A 24565-nucleotide genomic window follows, 5' to 3' on the forward strand; every position below is an offset into this window, starting at 1 on the left:
GTTTTTAAGTATGACGATTTTAGAAGCAGTGAAACTTCATAAAAGTTACGGGAACAAGTTCAATAAGCAGGAGGTGCTGAAAGGGATCGACCTTCAAATTACCAAGGGTGAATTTGTCGGCATCATGGGTCCGTCAGGTTCAGGGAAGACCACCCTCCTCAATGTTCTTTCTTCCATTGATAAGGTGAGTGAAGGTTCCATCAAGATCGAGAATAATGAAATGACGCGGATGAAAGAGAAGAAGCTTGCGGAGTTCAGGAAGAATCACCTCGGTTTCATTTTCCAGGATTACAATCTGCTCGACACCCTGACGGTAAAAGAAAACATCCTGCTTCCGCTTTCAATCACGAAAACACCTAAGAAAGAAGCGGAAAGTAAGTTCGATACCTTGGCGAGCCAGCTTGGGATCCTGGAGCTCAAAGATAAATACCCGAATGAAATTTCAGGGGGACAAAAACAGCGCACATCTGCCGCCCGGGCATTCATCCACGAACCAAGCATCATTTTTGCCGATGAGCCAACAGGGGCGCTTGATTCCAAATCGGCATCCGACTTATTGAATAAACTGGGGGAACTAAACGTCCAACTTGAATCGACGATCGTCATGGTCACACATGATCCCGTCGCTGCCAGCTACTGCAGCAGGGTCATCTTCATCAAAGACGGGCGAATCTATACCCAGCTGAATAAAGGTGACCAATCAAGACAGGCATTTTTCAAGGATGTCATGAAAACACAGGGTGTATTGGGCGGTGTCCAGAATGAACGTTAATACACTCATCTTCAGGAATCTGAAGAAGAACCTCAAAAATTATTACCTATATGTATTTGCACTCGTATTCAGTGTCGCTCTTTATTTTGCGTTTGTTACCCTTCAATATGATCCATCGATGGATGCAGCGAAGGGATCAATCAAAGGAGGGGCTGCCATCAAAGCGGGGTCGGTTCTCCTAGTAGCCATCGTTTGTATTTTTCTGCTTTATGCGAATACTATCTTCATCAAAAGGAGAAGCAAAGAAATCGGTCTATTCCAGCTGATTGGGATGACAAAAAGGAAGATTTTCTGGATCCTTACCGTTGAGAATTTTCTTTTGTATTTCGGCTCACTGGTTCTTGGTATCCTGATTGGCTTTTCATTTTCCAAGTTGATCATCATGATCATGTTCAACATTACTGGTGTTGATGCGATTGCAGAACTTCATTTCTCAACGCGGGCCTTGATTCAGACTGTCATCGTCTTCAGCGCGATCTATATCCTGATCATGCTGATGAACTTCTTTTTTATCAAGAGACAGAGCATTCTGGCACTTTTCAGGGTGCGTTCTTCCACCGAAACAAAAGTGAAGAAAGTGTCGGGGTGGGTCATGATGTTCGGGATCCTTGGGATGGTCCTGATCGCTGCCGGCTACTATGTTTCCTCCAAGCTATTTGAAGGAGACTTTCAAACGATGCAGGAGCTTTTCGCCGCGATGATCTTTATCCTGGCATCGGTCATCATCGGGACGTATCTGTTTTATAAAGGCTCCGTCAGCTTCATTTTTCAGATGATCAGGAAAAAGAAAGGCGGTTACCTGAACATTAACGAGGTGATGTCCCTTTCATCCGTCATGTTCAGGATGAAATCGAATGCATTGCTGCTGACCATCATCACTACGGTATCGGCACTGGCCATCGGTTTGCTGTCATTAAGCTACATCTCTTACTACTCTGCAGAAAAATTGGCAGAGGATAATGTTCCATCCGATTTCACTTTCACATCTGAAAAAGCTTTTATAAAGTTCAAAGATAAACTGGAACAAAACAACATCGAGTTCAGCAAAGAGGAAATGGACGTGATCATGGTTGCTGCCGACCTTGAAGACATCACCGAATCTGATTTTGCTGTAAATGGCACACTTAAAGCCATGCCGACTTCCTTCATCAGTGAAAATGAAATCGAAGGGGTCGATGTAGAGAGAGACGAAGTCCTGTTCAGTGGATACAGCGATCTGCTGGATAAAGTACTGCCGCTCGCCGATTCAGGTAAGATCGTATTAAAGGGGAAGACTGAATCGTTCGAACAGGAATATCTGGGTATGCGGGATGATTACCCAATTTCATGGTATTACACAGCAGGAGGTTCACCAGTTGGAGTCGTGGATGACGCCACTTTTGAGGAGTTGAAACAAGATCTTGATCCTTCGATCCAGAAAGGATCGAACATCTATATCGGTGTCGATATCGATAGTGACGAAAAACTGGATGAAGCAAATGATCTTTTCCATGAGCTCGGTTTTTCTGAAGGGTTCGAACATGATTCACAACAGGTTCTGGAAGGTGAACAGAAAAGGAATATTGGTCTCATTATGTTCATCGTCGGGTTCCTGGGGCTGACCTTCCTTATTACATCAGGCTGCATCCTTTATTTCAAGCAAATGGATGAAAGTGAAGACGAGAAGCCGAATTATACGATCCTTCGAAAGCTGGGCTTCACCCGATCCGATCTGATCAAGGGTATCAGGGCCAAACAGCTCTTCAATTTCGGCATTCCGCTTATGGTCGGACTGCTTCATAGTTATTTTGCCGTCAAGTCGGGCTGGTTTTTATTCGGCGGGGAATTCGACATTCCGATGGTCATCGTCATGGTCCTGTATGCCGCCTTATATTCGATATTCGGCTTCCTGTCTGTGCTCTATTACAAAAAGGTGATCAGTGAGGCATTATAAGAGTGAAAAGCTCCTGTTTGATGAAAGTTGGAGCTTTTCTCATTTCTATTAAATTGGTAAAATACATCATTATAGACGAAAGCAGGGATCATGATGGTTACGATTCAATAGATGAAACTCTATCAAACAAACAGCATAATGAAATGGAGGGAATCTATATGAATTCATTACAAGGAAAAACAGCCATCGTAACCGGTGCAAGCCGTTCAAACGGGATCGGTTCGGCCGCCTGCCTGGCGCTTGCAGAGGCGGGAGCAGACATTTTCTTCACCCACTGGACACCATTCGATGAAACGGCTGGGAACGGTGTTGAGAAGGATTGGCCAGGAATGTTAGAGGAGAAGTTGATCGAGATGGGGGTCCGCGCCGCCCATATGGAAGCAGATCTTGAAGATGATGGGACCCCTCAGAGGATTCTTGATGCCGTCAAGGAATCTCTCGGGACGCCGGAAATCCTTATCAACAATGCAACGTACTGTGCACCTTCGAATTTCCGCACCTTGGATACAGCCATTCTTGACAAGCATTATAACGTGAACAACCGCGGTACGCTCATGCTTTCAATGGAATTCGCCAAAGCATTCGAGAAGGCGAATCCGGAGGGCGGAGAAGGACGCATCATCCATATGGTTTCAGGGGGACCTGATCCGGATAACCTTGCTTATATTGCCACCAAAGGCGCGTTGAAAGCCATCACGCCGCCGCTTGCCACTGGACTTGCACCACTCGGAATCACCGTCAATTCCGTCGATCCGGGTCCGACCGATTCAGGATGGATCGACGAAGATCTCTCAAAGGCATTTTTGCCGATGTTTCCAATGGGGCGTCTTGGTCTGCCGGAGGATGCAGCAAAACTGATCCGCTTCCTTGCAAGCGGCGAGTCACAATGGATCACCGGTCAGATCATGGAATCCAACGGAGGATTTTTGGGTAAATAAGTGTAGCAGCCTGCTGAAATTTCAGCAGGCTTTTTTATGTGGAAATTGTCGAATATAGCCCGGGAAATATAGGGGAAATAGGCGGATATTGTCGCTTGTCTCCCCGGTCTATGGAAAGTGAGAACAGCCGCCAGTTGATTCAGCAGGCTGTTTTTAATTGTGTCTAAAAAAGCACTAAAATAGTTTCCTTCCATTTAACCCCTCAAGTTGTGATTTAGACCACTCCAAACACAATTGTCATTGAGTATGATGACAGTAAGTTCAATAAGTGAAAGGGGATTGAGGGAATTGGAGAAGAAGATGGAAGGGAAATCGAAAGAGGTTCAATGGGGTACATGGTTCTCGGTTGGAATCGTCGGACTGGTCATTTTTTTAACATATCTATTACTTTTTGGTTTTTATTTTTCAAGAGTATAGGAGGTTTACAGGATGAAGCTGAGTAGAGGAGAAGAAGTTTGGCTGATTGCAAGTTTTGGAATGATTCTCATTTTTATGTTCATTACCGGATATCAAACATTTGCCCTCGGAATGGGACCGCCGAGTCACCAGGAAACAATCGATCCACAGCAGGTGGATGAAACGGCTCCGTTTGATAACCCAGGCGTAAAGAAAATCGCTGACAATGAATACGAAGTTGTCATGACTCTTCAACTATTTAATTTTACTCCAGGTGAAATTGAAGTTCCTGCAGGGTCTACTGTTCATTTCGTCTTAACTTCGAAGGATGTCACACATGGATTTCAGGTTGCTGATACAAATATAAATGCAATGGTGATGCCGGGGTATATTCAGAAAATCACTCAAACGTTTGATGAACCTGGAAGTTATCTTGTACTGTGCAATGAATATTGCGGAGCTGGGCATCAGGCAATGAGCACGACCATCAAGGTGACAGAATAAGGAGGGACGGATGATGGAGCTGGTTAGAAAAATGGAAATGAACGTGAAGAAAAATGTGAGCCTGGGGGTATCTCCACAGGATGCGAAACTTTCGAAGACGTACTTATTAGTAGCATTTATTGCCCTCCTTCTGGGAGGGATACTCGGGCTGTTACAAGGACTCAACCGTGCCGGCCTGCTTCAATTACCGCCATGGTTAAATTACTATCAAGTGCTGACTGCACATGGTGTTCTGCTTGTTTTAGTATTGACTGCGTTCTTTACAATCGGATATTTTTACGCGGCTTTGTCCCATACTCTAGGTGGACTGCTTCCAAAGGTCCGGAAAATGGCATGGATCGGGTTTTACATGAAGACGGCGGGGCTCGTCATGGCGGTTATTCCAATTTTGAAAAATGACGCATCGGTCCTGTATACCTTTTATCCTCCGATGGCGGCATCACCCCTGTTCTATATCGGATTGGTCTTTATCGTTTTGGGTGTGTGGATGTGCGCTTTCGGTTCATTCATTTCAGTCGCCAACTGGAGGAAGCAGCACAAGGGTGAACATATCCCGATTCTTGCTTTCTTTGCCACGGGAGTGTTTGTCCTGCTGTTCTTTGGAAGTATTCCTGTGGCCCTGGAAGTGTTCATCATTATTCCTTGGGCCTTCGGCTGGATTGATACGATCAATGTCATGTTGAGCAGGACGCTGTTCTGGGCTTTCGGACACACATTGGTGAACATTTGGTATCTGACGGCCGTTTCGGCATGGTACGTCATCGTTCCTAAAATCATTGGCGGTAAACGATTCAGTGACACGTTGACAAGGGTTGTCATTATCTTATTGGTCATAATGAACATTCCTGGAGGGTTCCATCATCAGATCGTTGACCCTGGTATCTCAGAGGAAATTAAATATATGCATGTGTTTATGAGTCTGGCCATTTCTTTCCCTTCTTTAATGACGGCTTATGCTATGTTTGCTGTTTTTGAACGGACCGGGCGGAAGAAAGGCGGAAGAGGACTCTTTGGCTGGTTGAAAAAATTACCGTGGGGAGATGTAAGATTCCTTGCTCCGATGATCGCGATGATTGCGTTTATCATCGGGGGAGCGGGTGGAATTGCACAAACTACGAATCAACTGAATCAAGTCGTCCATAACACGATGTGGGTCGTAGGGCATTTTCATATAACAGTGGGAACTTCCGTCATTCTTACTTTCTTCGGAATCAGTTACTGGCTGGTACCTCTGGTTTCAAAACGGACCCTGACACAAAAGATGAATAGGCTCGGAATTATTCAAACCATCATTTGGACAGTCGGTATGATTTTCATGGCTATTTCCATGCATTGGATCGGCTTACTTGGTTCTCCACGCAGAACGTCCTATACAACATACGGCGATCATGCAGCAGCATTAAGCTGGGATCCATACTTGTTTCTCATCGCAATTGGCGGCACCCTTCTGTTCATCGGAGTTCTGCTGCAGGTGTATATAGTCTTGAATCTCATGTTCTGGGCACCAAAAGGCGAAACGGAATTTCCTATAGCAGACAGCGATCCCAAGGACGGGAAAACCCCTTATTGGACGGAAAAGTGGGGCCGCTGGATTGTCATCATGCTGCTATTGGTCGCAATGGGGTATGTCATTCCGATCGTGGACTTCATCATGAATGCACCACCGGGTTCCCCTCCATTCAGAACATGGTAATGATCTGAAAGAGAGAGCTGTCCAAGGGTTTGGTGCGGGCGGCTCTCTTTCACATCTTTCAAAAATGACAGGACGAAATGTGGAGGTCATAAAATGAATACAATAAACCGAAACCTTCTCTCGACCACAATCGTTTTACTATTCGGATTTGGTTTGTTTTTCAGCGGAACAGACGGATTTAAAGCTTTCACAGCTGAAGAAGCCAGATTACTAAAGCTTCAGGAAGAAAAACCTGAAGTACCTGATCTCGTGCTGGAAGACAGCAAGGGATCTTCTTACACATGGGATGAGTTTCGCGGGAAATATGTCTTTATCACTTTCTTTTATACTGCCTGCACGACCGTTTGTCCGCAGCTGGAAACGAATATGGCAAAGGTTTATGAGCACGTGCCGAGGGAGTCTCTCGGGGAAGACATCGTGTTCCTGAGTATCAGCTTTGCTCCTGATCAGGATACACCGGCAGCTTTAACGAAATATAAAGCCTATTTCGGTAGTGATGGAGAAAAATGGAGAATGGCCAGAATCACTGAGGAAGGAGAGTTGAATGCCCTTCTTGAAGCCTTCGGCGTAATTGTTATACCTGATAACAATGGAAATTTCACTCATAACTCTGCTTTCTATCTGGTAAATCGGGAGGGGCGGCTCCAGGAAGTGCTGGATTATAGAGACATAGATGGAGCGGCGGCTGTTGTGGATTCTTATCTCAAAATGGAAGCCAATTAAAGGAGGGGAAATGATGAAATCTTTTTACTACGGAAGCTTATTATTCATCTTTCTTATTCTGCCTCCAGTAGCCGAGCTGCTTGAATCGGTTATGATTGTCCACATGCATATGCAAATGCCGCTCTTGATCATTGCAGGGATGCTGATGGCACCTTTATTTCAAAAAAACTCTTTCTTGAGGAGATGGAATGAAAATGGCCAGCCGGGAATTCTTCTTTTTATGTTGATCTTTTCTTATTGGCTGCTGCCGAGAACGATGGATGAGGCGCTTTCTTCCTTGTGGATGGAAGGATTTAAGTTTATCAGTTTACCATTTTTGGCCGGCGTTCCCCTCAGGGACAGCTGGACGAAAGTAAGCAATGGAACGAAGAGGGTTGTCCTTATCATTATTACACTTTTATCCGCCCTCATGGGATGGATCTATATCTTTTCTCCAAACCAGCTCTGTAACAACTATTTGATTGTGGAACAGGTTACACTTGGCTGGGGTTTCTGGACGATGGGGCTTTGCATCAGTATTTATATCGTGTATGACATGTTCAGTGAAAAATGGGAAGAATCTTATTAAAGCCTGTGATGATCGTCACAAAAGGCAAGGTTACTCTTTGATATAGTGAAGAAAGAGTGACGAAGCAAGGAGGGGTACAATTGAAATTTCAATCTCTATACGATGAAATCGGTCCTGACCGGATACAGGCACTGGTGGACGCATTTTATCCCAAGGTCTACAGAGATCCAGATCTGAGGCCGTTGTTTGAAGGTGAAATGTCGGAAATCATGAGGAAACAATACATGTTTCTCACCCAGTTTCTCGGAGGTCCGCCATTATACAGTGAAGAATTCGGTCCGCCTGCCATGAAAGCAAGGCATCTCCCTTTCGAAATCACTCCAGAGAGGGCAAGGTGCTGGCTGCACTGCATGAAAGAAGCATTCGAAGAAACAGGTTTGAACGACCTTCCTGAGGGCGAGGTATTCTATACAAGGCTCACCCAAGTGGCAGCAATCATGATTAACACAAAATAATATAGAAGACAGATAAGAGAGGCTGGGACATGAGTGTTTTAGTCTAAGTAAAACCCGAACTAATATGTCCTCTAAGAGGCTTATTAGTTCAGGTTTTTAATAGTTTAGATGTTCAAGTAGATTTTAGCTATTTCCAGCGGTTGATTGGAGTGCAAGACGAAGACTCCTGCGGGAAGAGTAGCTTATAAGAAAAGCGGAAGGGCTTTGAAGAGAGGTGGGGGGCATAAGACGAATCGGCCTGGAAGGCGCTCTTTGCCTTCTTGGTCGGTTTGGCTTATGACCTGTGCCTCTAAGCCCTGCAGCTAGACATGTGAGACCCCGCAGGCTTGCCGAGGAGGCTCACGGGCTACCCGCGGAAAGCGAAGTCTTGCACGGAAATCAATAGCGGCATTAAGAGTCTATACTGAAATTGTTCGTCTTTACTCTTTTTGTTCTAAATCAAATCTTCTGTACCGCACGAGGGAAAAGAATATTATTTTCCAAGTGGATATGCTCGAATAAATCGGATTCCAGTTCTTCCAGCCGCTGATAAACAAGGCGGTAGGTTCCGCATGCACCCAGAGGAGGGGTGAAATCATTTGTGACCTTTCGGATTTCTTTTATGATATCCCCTGCATGTTGATGCTCGTCTTCCAACGCCGAAAGAATGGTCAATAATCTCTCTTTGTTTTCAGGCTTTGGATCTTCTTCGAATGCAATAAGTGCCGGGAAGTCTTCCATTTCTTCCTTGATCGTATGCTGCTCAAGATCAGCCTTCAACTGATGGAACAGTTTATGAATCTGTGCTAAATGGGGGTGCTGTGCCCCATGAACGCGAAGTACCTTCGTCACATAAGGAGTCAGTTTCGGCAGTTCTTCATTTAAGTAACGGTGGTGTTTACCGACGATATATTGAATCAACTCCGTGGATGAAGCCTGTTCCCAGTTGATGGTGGATTCGCTCAATCTCTTCGCTTCATCATACAGTGCATTTAACTCCGTGAGGATTTCTTCTGAAGAAAGATTCCTTTCTTCGATCGCTTCAATTAAAGGGCGATTTCCTCCGCAGCAAAAGTCGATTCGATTCGCCTTGAAAAAGTCGCTTGCTTTCGGAAATTCTGTGACGATATTCCCTATTATGGATGACTCTGTGAATGTTTGTGTCATTGTAATCCCTCCATATTGTTGTGTTACTTGTATAACTGTCTTTATCATATCAACAACTGAACGAGAGTTTTGTGATACATATCACAGATCGGAATGAAGTTCATCACTGGTTAACTTCATTTCTGACAGCCATTCTCTGCGACAAAGTCACCCGTCCATATCCGCGATCAGTGAATGATTTCCTCTTTCAGTTTGTCAGGGTCGATGACATAGAAGCCTGAGGTATCAAGCTCGATAAGATCTTTTTTCCTTAGCTGGTTAAGGGTTCTGCTGACTGTTTCACGCGAGGTGCCGATCATGTTGGCGAGTTCTCTGTTCGTAAAATGGGTGGTGATTTTATACAGGTTTTCTTGCTTCACACCATTGGACTTTGATAGACGCAGTAGAAGCATAATGACCTGTTCATACGTATTGTGGAGAATTTTCTCTTCCAAGCGGCTTTGAAGATCGACAATTTTACCCCCTAGAACCCGGAATAACTTAATGCAAAGCTCTGGGTGTTGAATCAGGATTTTCTCGAAATCTTTAATGGGGGTGACGATGAGCTGGGCCTTTTTTATGACCTCGGCGTTAGCAGGAAAAGTCCCCTGCCTGAAAAAACCGGCGTGAGGGAACATTTCACCATCCTCGAGTACCGATACGATCTGTTCTTTTCCGGTTGCATCAGTTTTATAAATTTTCACGATGCCGGAGTGGATGAAGAAGACGCGGTCGAGAGGTTCTTCCTGCATGAAAATAATCGAACGGGCATTATATATTCTTGACGACGAAATCGATATGATCGGCTGCAGCTCCTCGTCAGACAGCTCCTTGAATAATGGAACGGTTTGCAGATGCTTTTTAATCTCTTCTTTTTTTAACATGGAGGACTCCTTTCTGTGTTTGAACTATCATCACTATCACCATCTAAACACTCTTTTTCCTCATGCTCTTCGGTATATACACACATGCTGGTTCGCTTTCCATGTAATCGCCTGTCAGCGCATAGGCTCTTGAGCGGGAACCTCCGCAGACGTAGCGGAATTCGCATTGTCCGCATTTCCCTTTATATTTATCAGGATTTCTCAGGTCTTTAAAAATAGGTGAGTGCCGGTAAATTTCTGATAGCGGCTGCTGTCTTACATTCCCGGCTTTGATGGGGAGAAGTCCGCTGGGATAGACGTCCCCGATATGGGAAATGAAGACAAATCCATTCCCGTCATTTATTCCTCTCGGTGCCCGTCCCAGACCATCAAATTGACCAGTTTTGCCTGAGTGTAAAGCATCCTGGTATTGGATCTTTTTTTGTTTATCTTTATTTTGTCTCATTTTTTCTGAGATGACCACACGGCGGTAATGCTGCGCGGCAGTGGTTTTTATATCGAAAGGCACCCGGAGGCTTAATTGATTCAGCCAGCGGAATACGTTTTCGTGCTCCACGGGTGAAATCATGTCTGCTTCTTTACCTCTTCCGATTGGCACAAGGAAGAAGACACTCCACAACACGCAATTTAACTCCTCTACCAATTCGGCCATTTCTTCAAGCATGTCGACATTATAGCGGGAGATGACGGTGTTGATTTGAAGAGGAAGTTCAAGTTCGTGAATGTAGTTGATCGCATTCATGGTCAAGTCGAATGAACCGGATGTTCCCCTGAAATGGTCATGTACTTCTGCTGTCGGTCCGTCCAGACTGAACGCCCAGCGAGCAAGACCTACTTCTTTCGCTTTCTCAATGGATTCCTTGGTAACATTGGGTGTTGCGCTTGGTGTCATGGAGACACGCACTCCTTTTTGAATCGCATAGGATGCAATGTCATATACGTCAGGCCGCATGAGCGGATCTCCGCCTGTGAACACCAGCATGGGGTTATTCATTTCATAGATGTCATCTATCAGTTTTTTTCCTTCTTCGAAATCCAATTCAAGCGGATGGCGTTTGTACTGTGCTTCTGCCCTGCAGTGAAGACAGTGAAGCTCACACGCTCTTGTTAATTCCCAGATGACGATAAATGGGTTTTCGTCGAAATTCATATCAAACATCTTATTTCCTCCCATCTTGCAATGATTGAAAGATTGATATGTTTAATGATATAGAAGGATGAGAGAGTAGTAAGTGAATTACATCACACACTTTCTTTTCTCTAAGGAGTAAGATAAAGGCATCATCGATAGGAAAGCAGGTGTATGATTGTGATAATGGTCCTTCCCAAACAACATGGTGCCTGGGCTATGCTATTGATTCCTTATATCCTGGGGATCTCTGCAAGCACCTTTCACCTTATTCACATTCCTTTGTTTATTGGCTGGTTCTTACTGTATCTTGCCACTTATCCTTTGATCCTGGTCGTGAAGGGGAAAAAGGTGTCCTTCTATAGTAAATGGGCATTCGGTTATTTAGCCGCGTCATTCGTTTTTTTAACAATCGTTTTGGTTTATGACTGGCAAATGGTCTTCTTCGGCTTAGCAATGATTCCTTTCTTTCTATTAAACATCTACTTTGTAAAGACAAAAAATGAGCGGGCACTTGCGAATGATCTATTCGCCATTTGTGTATTTTGTATTGGGGGGCTTGCCAGTTTTTACGTGAGTACAGGCAGTCTGACTGTTGAAGGGTGGAATATTGCTCTGTTGTCATTCTTGTATTTTGCAGGTAGTACATTTTTTATTAAATCAATGATAAGAGAAAAGAAAAACACAAGGTTCAAATGGTGGTCATGGGGCTATCATGCATTTGTCATTTTCCTGCTATTCCTTTGGAAGGAATCCTGGATGTGGACGCTGCCATACGTTCCAAGCTTGATCCGGGCCATTTCCCTTCACGGTAAAAAATTGACAATCATGCAGCTGGGAATCATAGAAATCATAAACTCTTTCTTTTTCCTTCTACTTACAACCATCTTGCTATAAAATCCCGTCCCCCGCTGCTGATTTAAAGGAGCGGGGGACGGGATTTTCATTTGAATTTCTGGTCTATGGCTTCTGCCAGCTGGCTGTAGTGATGAAATAAGCTGGTATCTTCGCAGTAAATGGATGGAGTTTCAGACGTTTCGATTGGTTCTTCGATTGGGAGTTTTGCCAAAACGTCTGTATCTAATCGCTCTGCTAACAGATCCCCTCCGCCTTTTCCGAACAAGAAATATTTTTCACTGCTTTCTTTCGGCTGAAAGTACGACATATTTTCAATGACGCCTAAAATATCGTGCTTCGCTTTCAGTGCCATAGTTCCTGCTCTTTCAGCTACAATCGAAGCTGTTTGATGAGGAGTGGTGACAATGATTTCTTTGCTTTGCGGAATGTTCAGGTGCATATCGAGAGCGATGTCCCCGGTGCCTGGAGGCATATCGAGAATGCAGTAATCCAGCTCTCCCCACATCACATCCTTACTGAAATGCTCGACCATCTTTCCTAACATCGGTCCGCGCCAGACGACAGGGTCGTTATTTTTTATAAGAAATCCCATCGACATGATTTTTACCCCGTGAGACTCCACAGGAATGATCTTTCCGTTGAAAGTTTTGGGGCGGCTGTCCACATTCATCATTTTCGGGATGCTGAAGCCGTAAATATCCAAATCGATCAAAGCGACGCTTTTTCCTTGTCTTGCGAGAGATACAGCGAGATTCGTTGATACCGTCGATTTTCCTACTCCGCCTTTTCCACTTGTTATAGCGATTACATTACCTGATAGCATGTTCACACCTCTTTCACAAATTTTAGGTAAATTTCCATCGTGTGACGTACTTCACAGTCTGAAAAATAGTCTTTCTGTACAATGATTACAAGTTGAAAAATTAATCAACGTAATCAATTTACCAAATATACAACTGCGTTGATGTTAAAAAAGTCACATGGAGGTTGGGCAAGATGAGAAAGACGCTCGAACGCTCGTTTTATTCAAAAACCAGTCAAAAATCATTTTTCATTATCCTTTTTTTGATTTTCACATCATGGATCGGGACCGAACAGTTTTTACATTTTGATATGGCTTTAATGGGGTATTTTATTTCTTCCTTAATATTTGCCATCGGATTGACGATACGGATGTCTTCCTGGCTCATCCGGCCGGCGACCCATCAGGTTATCAAACGGAGTCTCTCGAATTTGAAAACCAGTTCAAGGAAAAAACGTAATTTAATTTCAATCGGTAAAACCGCATTTGAGAATATCTTTTTACAGAAATTCATTTTTAAAAGAGGGATCTACCGTGGTGTACAGCATTTCCTTATTGCCTGGGGGTGCATAGGATCCTTTGCGATTACATTCGGTCTGACGTTCGGCTGGATGCACTTCGAACTTGTCGATCCCGAAACCTACACCATTGTTGTGATGGGAGTAGAGACGATTTCGATGGCCGCTCATGGATTATTCGCAGAAATGGTATATAACGGCTTAAACATCACCGCCACGATGGTGCTGATCGGTGTCACCATGGCACTTGCAAGAAGGATTGCGAGTCAGGACGTGAAAGTGACACAGCGTGCGGAATTTGATTTATTTCCTTTATATTTACTGCTTTCGGTAACGGGTACAGGACTTTTACTTACTGTTTCATATGCACTGTTAGATGGTTGGATGCACCATTACATGACACTGATCCATCAGGTTACCGTGGTCGTCTTACTCGTATACTTCCCATTCGGCAAACTGTTCCACCTGCCGATCCGCCCGCTGACAACAGCTGTACCGTTGAATTATCAGGAACAGATAAAAGTGGATACGAGACCATGTCTGAGATGCGGAACCACCTATAGCAACGATGATCAAATCAGTGATGTAAAAGACATTCTGGCTGTTCAAAACTTTGATCTCCAGCTTGAAGACGGAAGTTATCTTTCTGACTACTGCCTGCCGTGCCGCCGCAGAATCAGGGTGATGAAACAACTGAATGCAAAGCCGCATTTAAAGAGCAGCGATCCGATATCAACACTGAATGGGATTCAAATGGGCGGATTCAGTAAAAAGAGAACAGACGATTATTACAAATTCCCTGAAGATGTCCAAAAAGAAATCGATCAGTACAAGGAAAAAGGAGGCAGTCAAAAATGAGTCAGTATATCGCAAAAGAAGGAGTAAAGAACCTTCACAAACCAGGCGAAGAGCTCATTACGACCCACTGCTGCTATTGCGGCATGCAGTGCGGGATGCATATACGTGTAAATAAGAAGTCGGGTCAGGTAGTTGGAGTTGAACCGCGCTATGACTGGCCTGTCACTAAAGGGAAAATGTGTCCGAAAGGTGTAACGGCCTATCAGACAATCGAACATGAAGAGCGAATTCTGACGCCGCTGATCAAGAAAAACGGAGAGTTCGTGAAAGCAAGCTGGAACGAAGCACTCGACTTGATTGAAAAGAACTACAAACGACTGCAAGCTGAAAGCGGGAAGGACGCCTTGTCTGTATTCGGGGGTGTCTCGATGACAAACGAAAAGTGCTATTTGGTTGGAAAATACGCGCGAGTCGGACTGGGCACTAGATTCATTGATTATAACGGCCGCTTCTGTATGAGTTCAGCTGCAGGAGGATTTCTGAAAACGCTGGGTATTGACAGGGGATCGACGCTCCCATGGCCGGAACTTGAACATACCGATTGTTTCTTTATCGCTGGTTCCAATACCGCGGAATGCCATCCTACAAGCATACAATGGCTGTGGAAAGCGAAAGACAAAGGGGCGAAGCTGATAGTGGCTGACCCGAGGGAAACGCCGACAGCCCGTGTGGCAGATGTTCATTTGGATTTGAAACCCGGTACGGATTCAGCACTTGCGAACGGAATGCTTCATCTCCTAATAAAAAACAATTACGTCGACCATGAATACGTTAAAAAAAGATGCAATAACTTTGAAGAACTAAAGAAAGCAGTTGAGAAATTCACACCGGAGCATACGGCCAGCATTACGGGCGTATCCGTTGAAAAAATCTTGAAAGCTGCACATATTTTCGGATTATCTCCTCGTTCAGTCGTCATGTTTGCCAGAGGGGTGGAACAGCAGTCTAAAGGGGTGGATAATGTTTCCCTCTATACATCAATGGCACTTCTCAGAGGACAAATTGGAAAGTTTGCCTCTGGCGTAGCCACTTTCACCGGGCAAGGAAACGGTCAGGGAGGAAGGGAGCACGGTCAAAAAGCCGATCTTCTGCCGGGATACCGCAAATTGACGGATCCGGAGGCAGTCAAATATATATCCAAAGTATGGGGGATCAAACCCGAGGAAATGCCGAAACCTGGTGTATCAGCTTATGAAATGTTTGATGAAATTCAAAAAGGCACCATTCGAGCTATGCATGTCGTTTGCAGTAACCCTGCCGTATCAGCCCCGAATCTGGAACACATCTGGAACGGCTTCAGAAAACTTGATTTCCTTGTGGTAAGTGACTTCTTCCTATCCGAAACCGCACAATTTGCGGATGTCGTCCTGCCTGCTGCAACATGGGCAGAAGATGAAGGGACGACCACGAACCTTGAAGGCCGTGTCATCAGGATCCGTAAAGTGCGGGAGCCTTTAGGTGAATCAAAACCTGACTGGGAAATCCTCAGTCTCATTGCCAAACGAATGGGCAAAGGGAAGCATTTCAATTACAAAAATGCAGGAGAAATCTTCGAAGAATTCCGCTTGGCATCAAAAGGCGGAAAAGCAGATTATTACGGTATCACCTGGGACCGTATCGATAAAGAAAGCGGAGTCTTCTGGCCTTGTCCTTCTGAAGATCATCCGGGTACCCCGACAATGTTTACAGAGAAGTTTGGAACGCCTGATGGGAAGGCGAACCTGCCAAGTGTTGCATGGAAAGAGGCAGGAGAAATTCCCACTAAGGAATATCCATTATTTTTAACTACCGGACGTGTCGTGTTCCACTATTTATCCGGGGCCCAAACGAGAAGGGTCAAATTCCTGATGGAGCAATGTCCTGAACCATATGCAGAAATGCACCCGGCACTTGCAAGTAAATACGGATTAGAGGATGGGGATTTGGTGAAATTGATCACCCCCCGCTCACATATGATTGTAAAAACCAAATTAACCAAGGCGACGAGAAGGGATACAGTATTTGTCCCGTATCACTGGGGGAAGGAATTAGCGGTCAATCAGCTGACGAATCCATGTTTAGACCCCATTTCTAGAATGCCAGAATTTAAAGTGTGCGCCTTGAAGCTTGAGAAACAACATTAAGAAAGGAGTCGGGATGAATGAATAAAATCATGTATCTGGAATTTGAACGGTGCATTGGCTGCCGGGCCTGCCAAGCGGCTTGCCGCGAGTGCGGTGATCATGATGCAAAAGAAAGAAACTATGTGGAATATGTTGATTTCATGGAAAGCCGCCAGACGTATCCAATGCTCTGTATGCAATGTAAAGATCCCGCTTGTGCGCGTGTCTGTCCGGCAAATGCCATCCAAATAACAGAAGAAGGGGTCGTTCTTTCAGCAATGGAAGAAAAATGCATCGGCTGCCGTAATTGTACTTTTGGATGTCCATTCGGAATACCGAAGTTTGATTTTGAAGAAAACAAAATGTACAAATGCGATATGTGCTACGATCGCTCAAAACATGATATTGCCCCGATGTGTGCATCTGTTTGTCCGAGTGACGCAATTCGCTTTATCGATTTTGATGAAATGCAGCAGCTTCGCAGAAAGCGATCCCAGATGAACCTCGTAGAAGGGAAGAAACCACAGGAAGGAAACAAGTGGGATTACGTTCCGGAATTCTTTGGAGTATATACAGATTAAGTCAAGATAAGGCGAAAGGAGACGTCACCTATGCCTCAAGATCATAAAAACAAACGCAACAGTAAAGATACCAAGGATGAAATGATTCATCTAATCGATAACCTGAACCGTGATGATGACCTGAAATACAATCGTCGGGCTTTCCTGAAGTCTGCAGTGGGGGCATCGATCACGCTGGGGTTAGCGACTCTTCCGTTTTCAGCGATTGCCCTGAATAGAGAAGAAGACGACACGAACCGGAAGATGATTACACAATTAAAAGATCTGCCAAAAGACAGTTCAATGAATTTTAATTATCCGACTGATGATGAGCCTGCAATCCTGGTTCATACCAAAGAAGGAAAACTGAAAGCATACAATAATAAATGCACACATCTTCAGTGCCCGGTGTTTTATGAAAAAGAAGAATCCGTCCTGCTCTGTCCTTGTCACCGGGGGTTTTTCAGTGTGGATAACGGCCAGCCTTTAGCGGGTCCGCCTCAGCGTGAACTGCCTCTGATCGAACTGGAAGTAAAAGATGGAGTGGTGTATGCAGTCGGAAGGAAAGTCCGTCATGGGGAGTAAAAAATATTGGATCATCATCTTTCTGACATTAGCCGTAAACGTTGTGATGCTCCAATGGACAATCGAGTCGTTCTACGGCGAAGAGTATGAGCACGTATGGCTGTATACAGCAATCGGGACTACTTCCTCACTCGTCTGTTTCCTCACGTATTGGCAATGGAGAAAACAAGAGTACAATAAATAAGCTTTGCCTCAATGATTAAAATTTAAAAATCAAAAGTTGATATAAAATTCAAAAGTAAAAAGAGCATCCCGAAAGTTTAAAAGCTCTCGGGATGCTCTTTTATTATTGAGGCTACCATTCATTTGTAGCCTCAACCTTCAAATTGTCGCCTTTATATGTTCTTTCACCAAACAGAGTGATGACGGTGCACTCCTTTATGTTTGAAGAGACATCAGCACTATAGTTCACAAACATTCCGGCAGCAAGCTCTTTGCCTGCTTCATCCAGCACCCTTACTTTTTTACCTTCCAGGGTACGGAACTTGGCTTCCTGAAGAAAGGAGATCCACTGCTCCCAGTTGGTCAATATATAAGCCCCGGTCCCTTCCGAGAGGTAACCCAATAGGCTTCCGGAATCATCATACTGAGCGTCGAGCTCTTTAATGAGTTCAATAAACAGAAGATGAACCGTCTTGTATTCTTCCAGATTCAATTGGGGGGAGAAGCTGATTTCTATGGTTCTATTTATAAAATCGGCCTCTGCCTCTAAATGTATTTTGCTATTCTTGCATATATAGTTTCCTCCGTGTTTTTTAAAACCTAGCTTCACTAATGCCTGTTCTATCGAGTGATCTGCAGTAATGGAATGCAGCTTGATTGATAACATGATGATTTTCCCCTCCTGTGAACTTTGTCACTTACTATCGTATCGTTACCATTTATTATAGTAGATAAAGAAGAGAAGCACTGTGACATTTATTACGCCAGAAGGCTTTTTTAAAAAGGGGAGTATGCAATGAATGACCGTTATTCAAGACAGGAGTTGTTTCCGGCCATTGGCGAAAAAGGGCAGAAGCAATTAACCAAGAAACATGTGCTTGTCATAGGTGCAGGCGCGTTGGGTTCAGCAAGCTCTGAAGCGTTGGTTAGGAGCGGGATTGGAAAACTGACGATTGTGGACCATGACTATGTGGAGTGGAGCAATTTGCAGCGGCAGCAGCTGTATACGGAAAAAGATGTGACAGCACAGATGCCTAAGGCCGTTGCTGCCCAGAACAGACTAACTGAAATCAATAGCTCAGTCACAATTAATGGCCGCGTAATGGAGGCAACCGCAGAAACCCTTCTCCCGTACCTCCACGATGTGGATTTGATTATAGATGCAACTGATAACTTTGATACACGAATGATGATCAACGATCTTTCTCAGAAATATAACATTCCCTGGATCTTCGGATCATGTGTGGGAAGTACAGGGATGAGTTATACGGTCATCCCCGGAAAAACCGCATGTATGAACTGTTTACTGGACCGCCTGCCGATGGGGGGCGCAACATGCGATGCGTCCGGTATCATCGCACCAGCTGTCGGAATGGTGGCCGCATATCAAGTCACAGAAGCGTTCAAGCTCCTGGTGGGTGATGTAGAAGCCCTCAGGGGGAGTTTGATTACATTTGACTTGTGGAATAACCAGCAATACAGCATGAAAACGAAAAAAGCCAAGAAGTCTGACTGCCCTTCCTGCGGACAGCATCCAACCTATCCATACTTACAATATGAAAACCAAACGAAGTCCATGGTGCTATGCGGAAGAAATACAGTGCTGATCCGGTCACCTCAAGAACGGAACCTTAGTGAACTTCAGAAAACGATTCAATCTTTAGGGGAAACAAAAATAAATCCTTACTTGCTATCTCTTCAATATGAAGGATACCGGTTTGTATTTTTTAAAGAGGGAAGGACCTTGGTCCATGGAACAAACTCAATGGAAGAAGCAAAGAAAATGTATTATAAAATTATCGGATAAGAACGGGGGATTTACTGGAATGGTAGAGAAACGGACGCCTATTAAGGTAACGGATGCTGTGCAGAGGGTGATGAAGCGGTCACCGGCAGGAGAAGTGGAAAGGGTGGATATCGAGCACGTATATGGACGATATCTAGGGGAGGATTTAACGGCAAAACACGATGTCCCCCACTTTGACAAGTCTCCTTACGATGGATTTGCTTTAAAGGCAATCGATACGAAGACAGCTTCAAGACAAACGCCGGTCACACTTGAAGTAATCGCAGAAATAGGAGCTGGAAGTGTACATAAAGGAGTCGTACAGCGGGGGGAAGCAGTTCGGATCATGACCGGGGCCAAGATACCTGCCGGGTGTGATGTCGTGGTCATGCTCGAGCTTGCGGAATCTTTCAGCCTGGAGGGAAGAGATTTCGTCAGGATCAACCGTGGCTGCAATGAAGGAGATAATATTTCGCGCAGAGGCGAAGATACTCAAAAGGGAACGGTGCTTGCTAAAAAAGGAACGTATATCAACCCCGGGATTGCAGCTCTCCTTGCAACGTTCGGATACAAGGAAGTACCTGTCAGCGTCAAACCGAGAGTCGGTGTGCTGGCAACGGGGAGTGAGTTATTGGAAGTAGGCGATGAATTAGAACCTGGTAAAATACGAAACAGTAACACTTATATGATTCTTTCTCAAATAGAAAGGGCAGGAGGAGAAGCTGTTTATTTCGGTCAATTCGCTGATGAATTCGAGGTCTGCTACCAGCAGGTGGTGTCCGCTCTCCAACAGGTGGATATGCTCATCACGACAGGGGGCGTGTCAGTCGGTGATTATGATTATTTGCCTGAGATTTATGAGGAGATGGAAGCGGGGGTGCTCTTTAATAAAATCGGCATGCGGCCCGGCAGCGTCACGACAGTCGCGGAAAAAGACGGGAAGCTTTTGTTCGGATTATCGGGTAATCCTTCAGCTTGTTATGTAGGATTTGAGCTCCTCACAAGACCTGTCATCAGAAAGTTTCTTCATAGTCCAGCACCATTTCTTCAGTCTGTGACAGGGATCTTGGGCAGCGATTTCAAAAAGCCTAATCCATTTACCCGCTTCGTCCGGGGAAGTATCAGATTTGAAAATGGCAGAATCATGGCTTATCCCTCGGGACTTGATAAATCAAGCGCTGTCGCTTCACTCGCTGACACGAATGCACTGATCGTCTTACCTGGAGGAACAAGGGGTTATGAAGAAGGCATGACAGTCCAAATCCTCCTCGTGGAAAATCAAGAAGGCCAATCTCGGATGTTAATAGATAAAGAGTAAAGCAGAGTTCATTGGAGGAGTGAAAATGATGGAGTTATTTGAAGTGAAATCAGAGCCGCTTTCTTTAGAAGAAATCACAAAAAAAGTAGAACGCAGAGAAGCCGGTGCCATTACTACATTTATCGGTACCGTAAGAGAGTGGACCAAAGACAAACGTACTCTCTACCTGGAATATCAGGCTTATGAACCGATGGCAGCCAAGATGCTTGCCCAAATAGGAAAAGAAGCGGAAGAGAAGTGGCCAGGGACGAAAATGGCGATTTCCCACCGTATCGGCAGATTGGAAATTTCCGATATTGCCGTGATCATCGCCGTCTCTTCGCCGCATCGTAAAGCTGCCTATGAAGCAAATGAGTATGCCATCGAACGAATTAAAGATATCGTTCCAATTTGGAAAAAAGAACATTGGGAATCCGGGGAGGAATGGATCGGAAACCAAAAGGAAACCGTACCGTATCCATCAGGCCGGCCTCATCTTTAAAAAGGGAGAGAATGCAATGATCAAGATTCTATTATTTGCTGGATTACGTGAAGAAACAGGGAAGAGTGAGATAGAGATAGAAGCTGACAATCTTTCTATTTCAGGTCTTAAACAGGAGCTGCGGGAAACATATCACTCTCTCAGTCTTAACGGTGCAATGATCGCCGTTAACGAGGAGTATGCAACAGAAGACACAGTGGTTAAAAGCGGCGATGTCGTAGCGTTTATTCCTCCAGTAAGCGGTGGGTGAAAATAAGGGGATGGGACAAAACTAAAAAGCTGCAACAAACAGAAGAACAATTTCAGTAAAGCTTCTTAATACCGCTAATGATTTCCGTGCAAGACTTCGCTTTCCTCGGGTAGCCCGTGAGCCTCCTCGGCTTCGCCTGCGGGGTCTCACCTGTCCAGCTGCAGGGCTTAGAGGCACATGACATAAGTCAAACCGGCCAAGAAGGCAAAGAACGCCTTCGTGGCCGATTCGCCTTATGCCACCCGCCTCTATTCAAAGCCCTTCCGCTTTTCTTATAAGCTACTCTTCCCGCAGGAGTCTTCGTCTTGCACTCCAATCAACCGCTGGAAAGAGTTAAAATCCAGATGTATATTTGAACAAGTAAAAACCCTGCCTAATTTGACTCTTAGAGGGCTAATTAGATAGGGTTTTACTTAGACTTAGACACTTTTGCCCTAGCCTCTTTCATGATCGCTACAACTGCCCAGCCTATTTAGACACCTCTCTAACAGCCTCTAATAATCTCTCTTTTTCATCCTCGGACAATAGGTTTTGTGCCATTGGAAACAATATCTGTTCTTCCTTCATAAAGTGCGAAGTGAGTACATGGTGTGCTTCAATGACCAGCTTGCATGTTTCGTGCACGAATTCCCGATCGCCGCTCATCACTTCCGTTTCCTTGAGGAAAGCTGAGATTAATTCCTTCGCCTGATCATGTTCCATTTCCATCACGACAATTGGACCGTGGCTGCGGCCAATATATGAAGCCATTAATTCAAACAAGTGTCCTTCTTCCTTTTGGGAATGAGGCTCGAGTGCTTTCATAAAGGCTTTGACTTTACTGCGCAGCTCTGTCAGTTTTTCCATGCGTTTTTCGGGTGAACTTTCTTTCATGAGGCCGCCGGCTTCTTCAAATAAATCCAGCTTTTGCTCATTTAACTGTATATGTTCATTTCTTAACATCTGTAAGGCTTCGCATAGTTCTTCTGGCTGATGGTTCGTAGACATGTGATGGCATCCAAGCATTGGTTTTCTCCTCCTTCAAGTGGTTAAAGCTTACTTTAAGCTTACAAAATAAGAATGGGGGAGGATGTGATGCGCCTCACTTTTTTTAAGAACATTCCGTGAAAAATCGAAAGGCTTTCCCGTGATGTTTTTCACAAGTGAAAACGAATCATCATGATACAATAAAGAAAAATCGCAGGAGGGGAATCGGCATGAAGTCTGCAGCAGAGAAAAAGATAAATGTCATGATCATTACGGTAAGTGATACCCGCACCGAGGAAACAGATAAGAGCGGCGATTGTATGATACAAATGTTGGAACAATCTGGTCATCCTATTGTTCAACGGGAAATCGTGAAAGATGAGGAACTGTTGATCGGGGAAGCGATAAAGCGGGGTTTGGCAAATGATGAAGTGCAGGCCATTTTATTGAACGGGGGAACCGGTATTTCAATGAGAGATGTGACGATCGAAGTGGTTCGCTCATTTCTGCAGAAAGAATTACCGGGGTTTGGAGAAATCTTCAGGGCTCTCAGCTATTTTGAAGATATCGGATCTCCGGCCATTCTTTCCCGGGCCATTGCAGGAGTGGTGGATGAGAAAGCAATCTTTTCCGTCCCAGGTTCCACCGGTGCTGTAAAACTTGCAATGGAAAAGTTGATCCTCCCTGAAATGGACCATATTCTTCATGAGTTACGTAAACATAAATCATGAAGAAGAAAATCTTGCAATATCTCTTTTTGATCATCCTGTTTGCCGGAGCGGCAGGATGCCAGTCAGACGAGAAAGACGATACGGTTATAACGATTGGTGCGGCAGCGAGTCTGAAAAGCAGTCTGCTGGAATTGCAGCACCAGTTTGAAAGAGAGCATAAAGAAGTCAAATTATCATTTCATTTCGGTTCTACCGGTGCGATTCGAAAACAAGTAGAACAGGGTGCCCCGATCGATGTCTTCCTGGCTGCTTCTCAGGACGATTATGAATCCCTTTATCGGGATGGACTGGTTGATAGAGGCGATAGATTAGTAGGGAATAGAGTAGTGGCTGTCACGAACAAACCAGAAAAGATTAAGTCACTTAAGGATGTCTGGAAGTCGGATGAAAAAGTAGTCATCGGAAACCCTGCCACAGTACCTGTCGGAAGATATGCGAAAGAACTACTGGTACAGAGCGGGCAATGGGAGGAAGCAGAGTCGCGTCTTATTTATGGAAAGGATGCGAGTCACCTGCTTATGCTTATGGATCAAGGGGCGGCTTCTGTAGGATTCATCTATAACAGTGATGTTGAATTTCAACAGGATTTACGCATAATTGATTTTTTTGAAGAGTATCCACAAGAAGATACAGGCTACTACGGGGCAAGGGTGAAACGAAGTAAGCATCAAGATGTCTCAGATGAATTTCTCGACTTTTTAGAGAGAAAGGAAGCGAAGGAGATATTTAAGAAAGAAGGATTTATCAATATCGGAGAATAAGAGGAGCAGGTGTTATAAGTGAACGGTGATTTTTTCTTTCCTATCCAATTGTCTATACTGGTTGCTTGCATAGCGGCGGCTGTTTCATTAATACTTGCTGTTTTGGCAGCCTATCGAACTGTCATGACAGACGGCAGGGGCAGCAGTGTTTTGGAGACTGTGTATCTTTTGCCGCTTGTTCTTCCTCCTTCTGTACTTGGTTTTTTGTTACTGTTTATATTCGGGATGAATAGTCCAGTGGGACGGACGGTCGAACTGCTTCTCGGACAAACCATCCTTTTTTCTAAGTCTGCAGCAGTCATAGCTGCCGTGATTGTGTCGTTTCCGCTTATGTATCAGTCTGTGAAAACAGGATTTGCAGAAGTGAATCGTGACATTGTCGGGGCTTCAAAAGTAGATGGCGCTTCCAATTGGAAAGCATTTTACCACGTCGTTCTGCCGCTTGCCAAACGATCGATCGTCATGGGGGTCATTCTCGGCTTTACAAGAGCATTGGGGGAGTTCGGGGCGACTCTCATGTTTGCAGGGAATATACCTGGAAAAACGCAGACGATCTCAACGGCCATTTACGTAGCCATCGAATCAGGGGAAAGTCATTTAGCCTGGAAGTATGCAGGAGTAAGCATCGGTTTGTCTTTTCTATTATTGTTTCTGGTGAAAGGGCTGGATGGACGTAAGGAGATATAGGTCAAAAAACCCCAGAGGAG

General features: G+C 44.7%; 28 protein-coding genes and 1 pseudogene. 23 read left to right on the top strand and 6 right to left on the bottom strand.

Annotation, left to right across the window (positions count from 1 at the left end):
* Nucleotides 1-10: 10 nt before the first annotated feature.
* From HWX64_RS04665 to HWX64_RS21860, 10 genes and pseudogenes are all read left to right on the top strand, one after another.
* A complete protein-coding gene (locus HWX64_RS04665) occupies nt 11-772 on the top strand; it encodes an ABC transporter ATP-binding protein (RefSeq protein WP_175987706.1) in 762 nt (253 codons plus the stop codon).
* Nucleotides 762-2705: an FtsX-like permease family protein gene (locus HWX64_RS04670; protein ID WP_175987708.1), complete on the top strand. Its 1944-nt coding sequence runs from the start codon at nt 762-764 to the stop codon at nt 2703-2705. Before HWX64_RS04665 ends, HWX64_RS04670 begins: the two co-directional genes overlap by 11 nt.
* Before the next feature lie 158 nt (nt 2706-2863).
* Nucleotides 2864-3643: an SDR family oxidoreductase gene (locus HWX64_RS04675; protein ID WP_175987710.1), complete on the top strand. Its 780-nt coding sequence runs from the start codon at nt 2864-2866 to the stop codon at nt 3641-3643.
* A gap of 288 nt (nt 3644-3931) precedes the next feature.
* Nucleotides 3932-4060 (top strand): hypothetical protein, encoded by a 129-nt coding sequence (locus HWX64_RS22075; RefSeq protein ID WP_303049459.1) that lies wholly within the window; start codon nt 3932-3934, stop codon nt 4058-4060.
* Nucleotides 4061-4072: 12 nt separating this feature from the next.
* Nucleotides 4073-4543 carry a cytochrome c oxidase subunit II gene (locus tag HWX64_RS04680; protein WP_175987712.1) on the top strand — a complete coding sequence of 157 codons (471 nt, stop codon included), beginning with the start codon at nt 4073-4075 and terminating at the stop codon, nt 4541-4543.
* A gap of 13 nt (nt 4544-4556) precedes the next feature.
* Complete coding sequence (locus HWX64_RS04685; RefSeq protein WP_175989641.1) at nt 4557-6236, top strand: cbb3-type cytochrome c oxidase subunit I; 1680 nt, start codon at nt 4557-4559, stop codon at nt 6234-6236.
* Nucleotides 6237-6329: 93 nt separating this feature from the next.
* The gene (locus HWX64_RS04690) at nt 6330-6959 is read left to right on the top strand and encodes an SCO family protein (protein ID WP_175987714.1); all 630 of its coding nucleotides are present in this window, start codon (nt 6330-6332) and stop codon (nt 6957-6959) included.
* Between the two features lie 10 nt (nt 6960-6969).
* Nucleotides 6970-7527: a hypothetical protein gene (locus tag HWX64_RS04695; RefSeq protein WP_368495565.1), complete on the top strand. Its 558-nt coding sequence runs from the start codon at nt 6970-6972 to the stop codon at nt 7525-7527.
* Nucleotides 7528-7607: 80 nt separating this feature from the next.
* Nucleotides 7608-7982 carry a globin gene (locus HWX64_RS04700; protein WP_175987715.1) on the top strand — a complete coding sequence of 125 codons (375 nt, stop codon included), beginning with the start codon at nt 7608-7610 and terminating at the stop codon, nt 7980-7982.
* A 276-nt stretch (nt 7983-8258) separates the two neighbouring features.
* Nucleotides 8259-8483: pseudogene (locus tag HWX64_RS21860) on the top strand (hypothetical protein).
* On the opposite strand, the gene ric reads toward HWX64_RS21860, so the two are convergent.
* The 3 genes from ric to HWX64_RS04715 all read right to left on the bottom strand — a co-directional run bounded on the left by ric (nt 8421) and on the right by HWX64_RS04715 (nt 11150).
* A complete protein-coding gene (gene ric / locus HWX64_RS04705) occupies nt 8421-9128 on the bottom strand; it encodes an iron-sulfur cluster repair di-iron protein (protein ID WP_175987717.1) in 708 nt (235 codons plus the stop codon). The pseudogene HWX64_RS21860 and the gene ric overlap by 63 nt on opposite strands.
* A 167-nt stretch (nt 9129-9295) precedes the next feature.
* Nucleotides 9296-9991, bottom strand: coding sequence for a Crp/Fnr family transcriptional regulator (locus HWX64_RS04710; protein WP_175987718.1), 696 nt, complete (start codon nt 9989-9991; stop codon nt 9296-9298).
* A gap of 43 nt (nt 9992-10034) precedes the next feature.
* Entirely contained in the window at nt 10035-11150 is a 1116-nt protein-coding gene (locus HWX64_RS04715) for a TIGR04053 family radical SAM/SPASM domain-containing protein (RefSeq protein WP_175987720.1), read from the bottom strand.
* 144 nt (nt 11151-11294) lie between these two features.
* Here HWX64_RS04715 and HWX64_RS04720 point away from each other — a divergent pair, with 144 nt between their 5' ends.
* A complete protein-coding gene (locus tag HWX64_RS04720) occupies nt 11295-12017 on the top strand; it encodes a YwiC-like family protein (protein ID WP_254871039.1) in 723 nt (240 codons plus the stop codon).
* A gap of 46 nt (nt 12018-12063) precedes the next feature.
* Here HWX64_RS04720 and HWX64_RS04725 read toward each other — a convergent pair whose 3' ends face one another.
* Nucleotides 12064-12801, bottom strand: a complete 738-nt coding sequence (locus tag HWX64_RS04725; RefSeq protein WP_175987722.1) for an Mrp/NBP35 family ATP-binding protein — start codon at nt 12799-12801, stop codon at nt 12064-12066.
* Nucleotides 12802-12974: 173 nt separating this feature from the next.
* Between HWX64_RS04725 and HWX64_RS04730 the strand changes: the two genes are divergently transcribed.
* From HWX64_RS04730 to HWX64_RS04750, 5 genes are read left to right on the top strand one after another with little or no spacing between them, the layout of a single operon-like run.
* On the top strand, nt 12975-14156 hold the full coding sequence (locus HWX64_RS04730) for an MFS transporter (protein WP_175987724.1): 1182 nt from the start codon (nt 12975-12977) through the stop codon (nt 14154-14156).
* Nucleotides 14153-16279, top strand: a complete 2127-nt coding sequence (gene fdhF, locus HWX64_RS04735) for a formate dehydrogenase subunit alpha (RefSeq protein WP_175987726.1) — start codon at nt 14153-14155, stop codon at nt 16277-16279. The genes HWX64_RS04730 and fdhF overlap by 4 nt, the downstream gene beginning before the upstream one ends.
* Nucleotides 16280-16296: 17 nt before the next feature.
* Nucleotides 16297-16839, top strand: a complete 543-nt coding sequence (locus HWX64_RS04740; RefSeq protein ID WP_071620144.1) for a 4Fe-4S dicluster domain-containing protein — start codon at nt 16297-16299, stop codon at nt 16837-16839.
* 30 nt (nt 16840-16869) lie between these two features.
* Nucleotides 16870-17403, top strand: a complete 534-nt coding sequence (locus HWX64_RS04745) for a ubiquinol-cytochrome c reductase iron-sulfur subunit (RefSeq protein ID WP_175987728.1) — start codon at nt 16870-16872, stop codon at nt 17401-17403.
* Nucleotides 17393-17587 (top strand): hypothetical protein, encoded by a 195-nt coding sequence (locus HWX64_RS04750; RefSeq protein ID WP_175987730.1) that lies wholly within the window; start codon nt 17393-17395, stop codon nt 17585-17587. The genes HWX64_RS04745 and HWX64_RS04750 overlap by 11 nt, the downstream gene beginning before the upstream one ends.
* Before the next feature lie 111 nt (nt 17588-17698).
* Here HWX64_RS04750 and HWX64_RS04755 read toward each other — a convergent pair whose 3' ends face one another.
* The gene (locus tag HWX64_RS04755) at nt 17699-18232 is read right to left on the bottom strand and encodes a hypothetical protein (protein ID WP_175987732.1); all 534 of its coding nucleotides are present in this window, start codon (nt 18230-18232) and stop codon (nt 17699-17701) included.
* Nucleotides 18233-18361: 129 nt separating this feature from the next.
* Between HWX64_RS04755 and HWX64_RS04760 the strand changes: the two genes are divergently transcribed.
* Genes HWX64_RS04760 through moaD form a run of 4 tightly spaced genes read left to right on the top strand, consistent with a single transcriptional unit; the run spans nt 18362 to nt 21400 of the window.
* Nucleotides 18362-19372, top strand: a complete 1011-nt coding sequence (locus HWX64_RS04760; RefSeq protein ID WP_175987734.1) for a MoeB/ThiF family adenylyltransferase — start codon at nt 18362-18364, stop codon at nt 19370-19372.
* Between the two features lie 19 nt (nt 19373-19391).
* The gene (glp, locus tag HWX64_RS04765; RefSeq protein ID WP_175987736.1) at nt 19392-20669 is read left to right on the top strand and encodes a gephyrin-like molybdotransferase Glp; all 1278 of its coding nucleotides are present in this window, start codon (nt 19392-19394) and stop codon (nt 20667-20669) included.
* A gap of 28 nt (nt 20670-20697) precedes the next feature.
* Nucleotides 20698-21150 carry a molybdenum cofactor biosynthesis protein MoaE gene (locus HWX64_RS04770; RefSeq protein WP_175989644.1) on the top strand — a complete coding sequence of 151 codons (453 nt, stop codon included), beginning with the start codon at nt 20698-20700 and terminating at the stop codon, nt 21148-21150.
* A gap of 16 nt (nt 21151-21166) precedes the next feature.
* Nucleotides 21167-21400: a molybdopterin converting factor subunit 1 gene (moaD, locus tag HWX64_RS04775; protein ID WP_175987737.1), complete on the top strand. Its 234-nt coding sequence runs from the start codon at nt 21167-21169 to the stop codon at nt 21398-21400.
* 468 nt (nt 21401-21868) lie between these two features.
* Here the strand turns inward: moaD and HWX64_RS04780 are convergent, their stop codons facing one another.
* Nucleotides 21869-22387 carry a hemerythrin domain-containing protein gene (locus HWX64_RS04780; protein ID WP_175987738.1) on the bottom strand — a complete coding sequence of 173 codons (519 nt, stop codon included), beginning with the start codon at nt 22385-22387 and terminating at the stop codon, nt 21869-21871.
* Between the two features lie 209 nt (nt 22388-22596).
* Between HWX64_RS04780 and HWX64_RS04785 the strand changes: the two genes are divergently transcribed.
* The 3 genes from HWX64_RS04785 to modB are packed head-to-tail and all read left to right on the top strand — an operon-like array spanning nt 22597 to nt 24545.
* The gene (locus HWX64_RS04785; protein ID WP_175987739.1) at nt 22597-23097 is read left to right on the top strand and encodes a molybdenum cofactor biosynthesis protein B; all 501 of its coding nucleotides are present in this window, start codon (nt 22597-22599) and stop codon (nt 23095-23097) included.
* Nucleotides 23098-23108: 11 nt separating this feature from the next.
* Nucleotides 23109-23858: a molybdate ABC transporter substrate-binding protein gene (gene modA, locus HWX64_RS04790; RefSeq protein ID WP_175987740.1), complete on the top strand. Its 750-nt coding sequence runs from the start codon at nt 23109-23111 to the stop codon at nt 23856-23858.
* A gap of 18 nt (nt 23859-23876) precedes the next feature.
* Nucleotides 23877-24545 (top strand): molybdate ABC transporter permease subunit, encoded by a 669-nt coding sequence (gene modB, locus HWX64_RS04795; protein WP_175987741.1) that lies wholly within the window; start codon nt 23877-23879, stop codon nt 24543-24545.
* The last annotated feature ends 20 nt before the right edge of the window (nt 24546-24565 follow it).

The organism is Bacillus sp. Marseille-Q1617, from assembly GCF_903645295.1.
Taxonomy (GTDB): Bacteria; Bacillota; Bacilli; order Bacillales; family Bacillaceae_B; genus Rossellomorea.

Bases quoted from the DNA above. Each gene is read 5' to 3' on its own strand.
- HWX64_RS04720 (WP_254871039.1), top strand. From the start codon at position 11,295: ATGATTGTGATAATGGTCCTTCCCAAACAACATGGTGCCTGGGCTATG.
- HWX64_RS04730 (WP_175987724.1), top strand. From the start codon at position 12,975: ATGAGAAAGACGCTCGAACGCTCGTTTTATTCAAAAACCAGTCAAAAA.
- HWX64_RS04690 (WP_175987714.1), top strand. From the start codon at position 6,330: ATGAATACAATAAACCGAAACCTTCTCTCGACCACAATCGTTTTACTA.
- HWX64_RS04670 (WP_175987708.1), top strand. From the start codon at position 762: ATGAACGTTAATACACTCATCTTCAGGAATCTGAAGAAGAACCTCAAA.
- HWX64_RS04715 (WP_175987720.1), bottom strand. From the start codon at position 11,150: ATGTTTGATATGAATTTCGACGAAAACCCATTTATCGTCATCTGGGAA.
- ric (WP_175987717.1), bottom strand. From the start codon at position 9,128: ATGACACAAACATTCACAGAGTCATCCATAATAGGGAATATCGTCACA.
- glp (WP_175987736.1), top strand. From the start codon at position 19,392: ATGGTAGAGAAACGGACGCCTATTAAGGTAACGGATGCTGTGCAGAGG.
- HWX64_RS04770 (WP_175989644.1), top strand. From the start codon at position 20,698: ATGGAGTTATTTGAAGTGAAATCAGAGCCGCTTTCTTTAGAAGAAATC.
- fdhF (WP_175987726.1), top strand. From the start codon at position 14,153: ATGAGTCAGTATATCGCAAAAGAAGGAGTAAAGAACCTTCACAAACCA.
- HWX64_RS04685 (WP_175989641.1), top strand. From the start codon at position 4,557: ATGGAGCTGGTTAGAAAAATGGAAATGAACGTGAAGAAAAATGTGAGC.
- HWX64_RS04675 (WP_175987710.1), top strand. From the start codon at position 2,864: ATGAATTCATTACAAGGAAAAACAGCCATCGTAACCGGTGCAAGCCGT.
- HWX64_RS04755 (WP_175987732.1), bottom strand. From the start codon at position 18,232: ATGTTATCAATCAAGCTGCATTCCATTACTGCAGATCACTCGATAGAA.
- HWX64_RS04695 (WP_368495565.1), top strand. From the start codon at position 6,970: ATGATGAAATCTTTTTACTACGGAAGCTTATTATTCATCTTTCTTATT.
- HWX64_RS04740 (WP_071620144.1), top strand. From the start codon at position 16,297: ATGAATAAAATCATGTATCTGGAATTTGAACGGTGCATTGGCTGCCGG.
- HWX64_RS04750 (WP_175987730.1), top strand. From the start codon at position 17,393: ATGGGGAGTAAAAAATATTGGATCATCATCTTTCTGACATTAGCCGTA.
- HWX64_RS04680 (WP_175987712.1), top strand. From the start codon at position 4,073: ATGAAGCTGAGTAGAGGAGAAGAAGTTTGGCTGATTGCAAGTTTTGGA.
- HWX64_RS04745 (WP_175987728.1), top strand. From the start codon at position 16,870: ATGCCTCAAGATCATAAAAACAAACGCAACAGTAAAGATACCAAGGAT.
- HWX64_RS04760 (WP_175987734.1), top strand. From the start codon at position 18,362: ATGAATGACCGTTATTCAAGACAGGAGTTGTTTCCGGCCATTGGCGAA.
- HWX64_RS04785 (WP_175987739.1), top strand. From the start codon at position 22,597: ATGAAGTCTGCAGCAGAGAAAAAGATAAATGTCATGATCATTACGGTA.
- HWX64_RS04710 (WP_175987718.1), bottom strand. From the start codon at position 9,991: ATGTTAAAAAAAGAAGAGATTAAAAAGCATCTGCAAACCGTTCCATTA.
- HWX64_RS04665 (WP_175987706.1), top strand. From the start codon at position 11: ATGACGATTTTAGAAGCAGTGAAACTTCATAAAAGTTACGGGAACAAG.
- HWX64_RS04725 (WP_175987722.1), bottom strand. From the start codon at position 12,801: ATGCTATCAGGTAATGTAATCGCTATAACAAGTGGAAAAGGCGGAGTA.
- HWX64_RS04780 (WP_175987738.1), bottom strand. From the start codon at position 22,387: ATGTCTACGAACCATCAGCCAGAAGAACTATGCGAAGCCTTACAGATG.
- moaD (WP_175987737.1), top strand. From the start codon at position 21,167: ATGATCAAGATTCTATTATTTGCTGGATTACGTGAAGAAACAGGGAAG.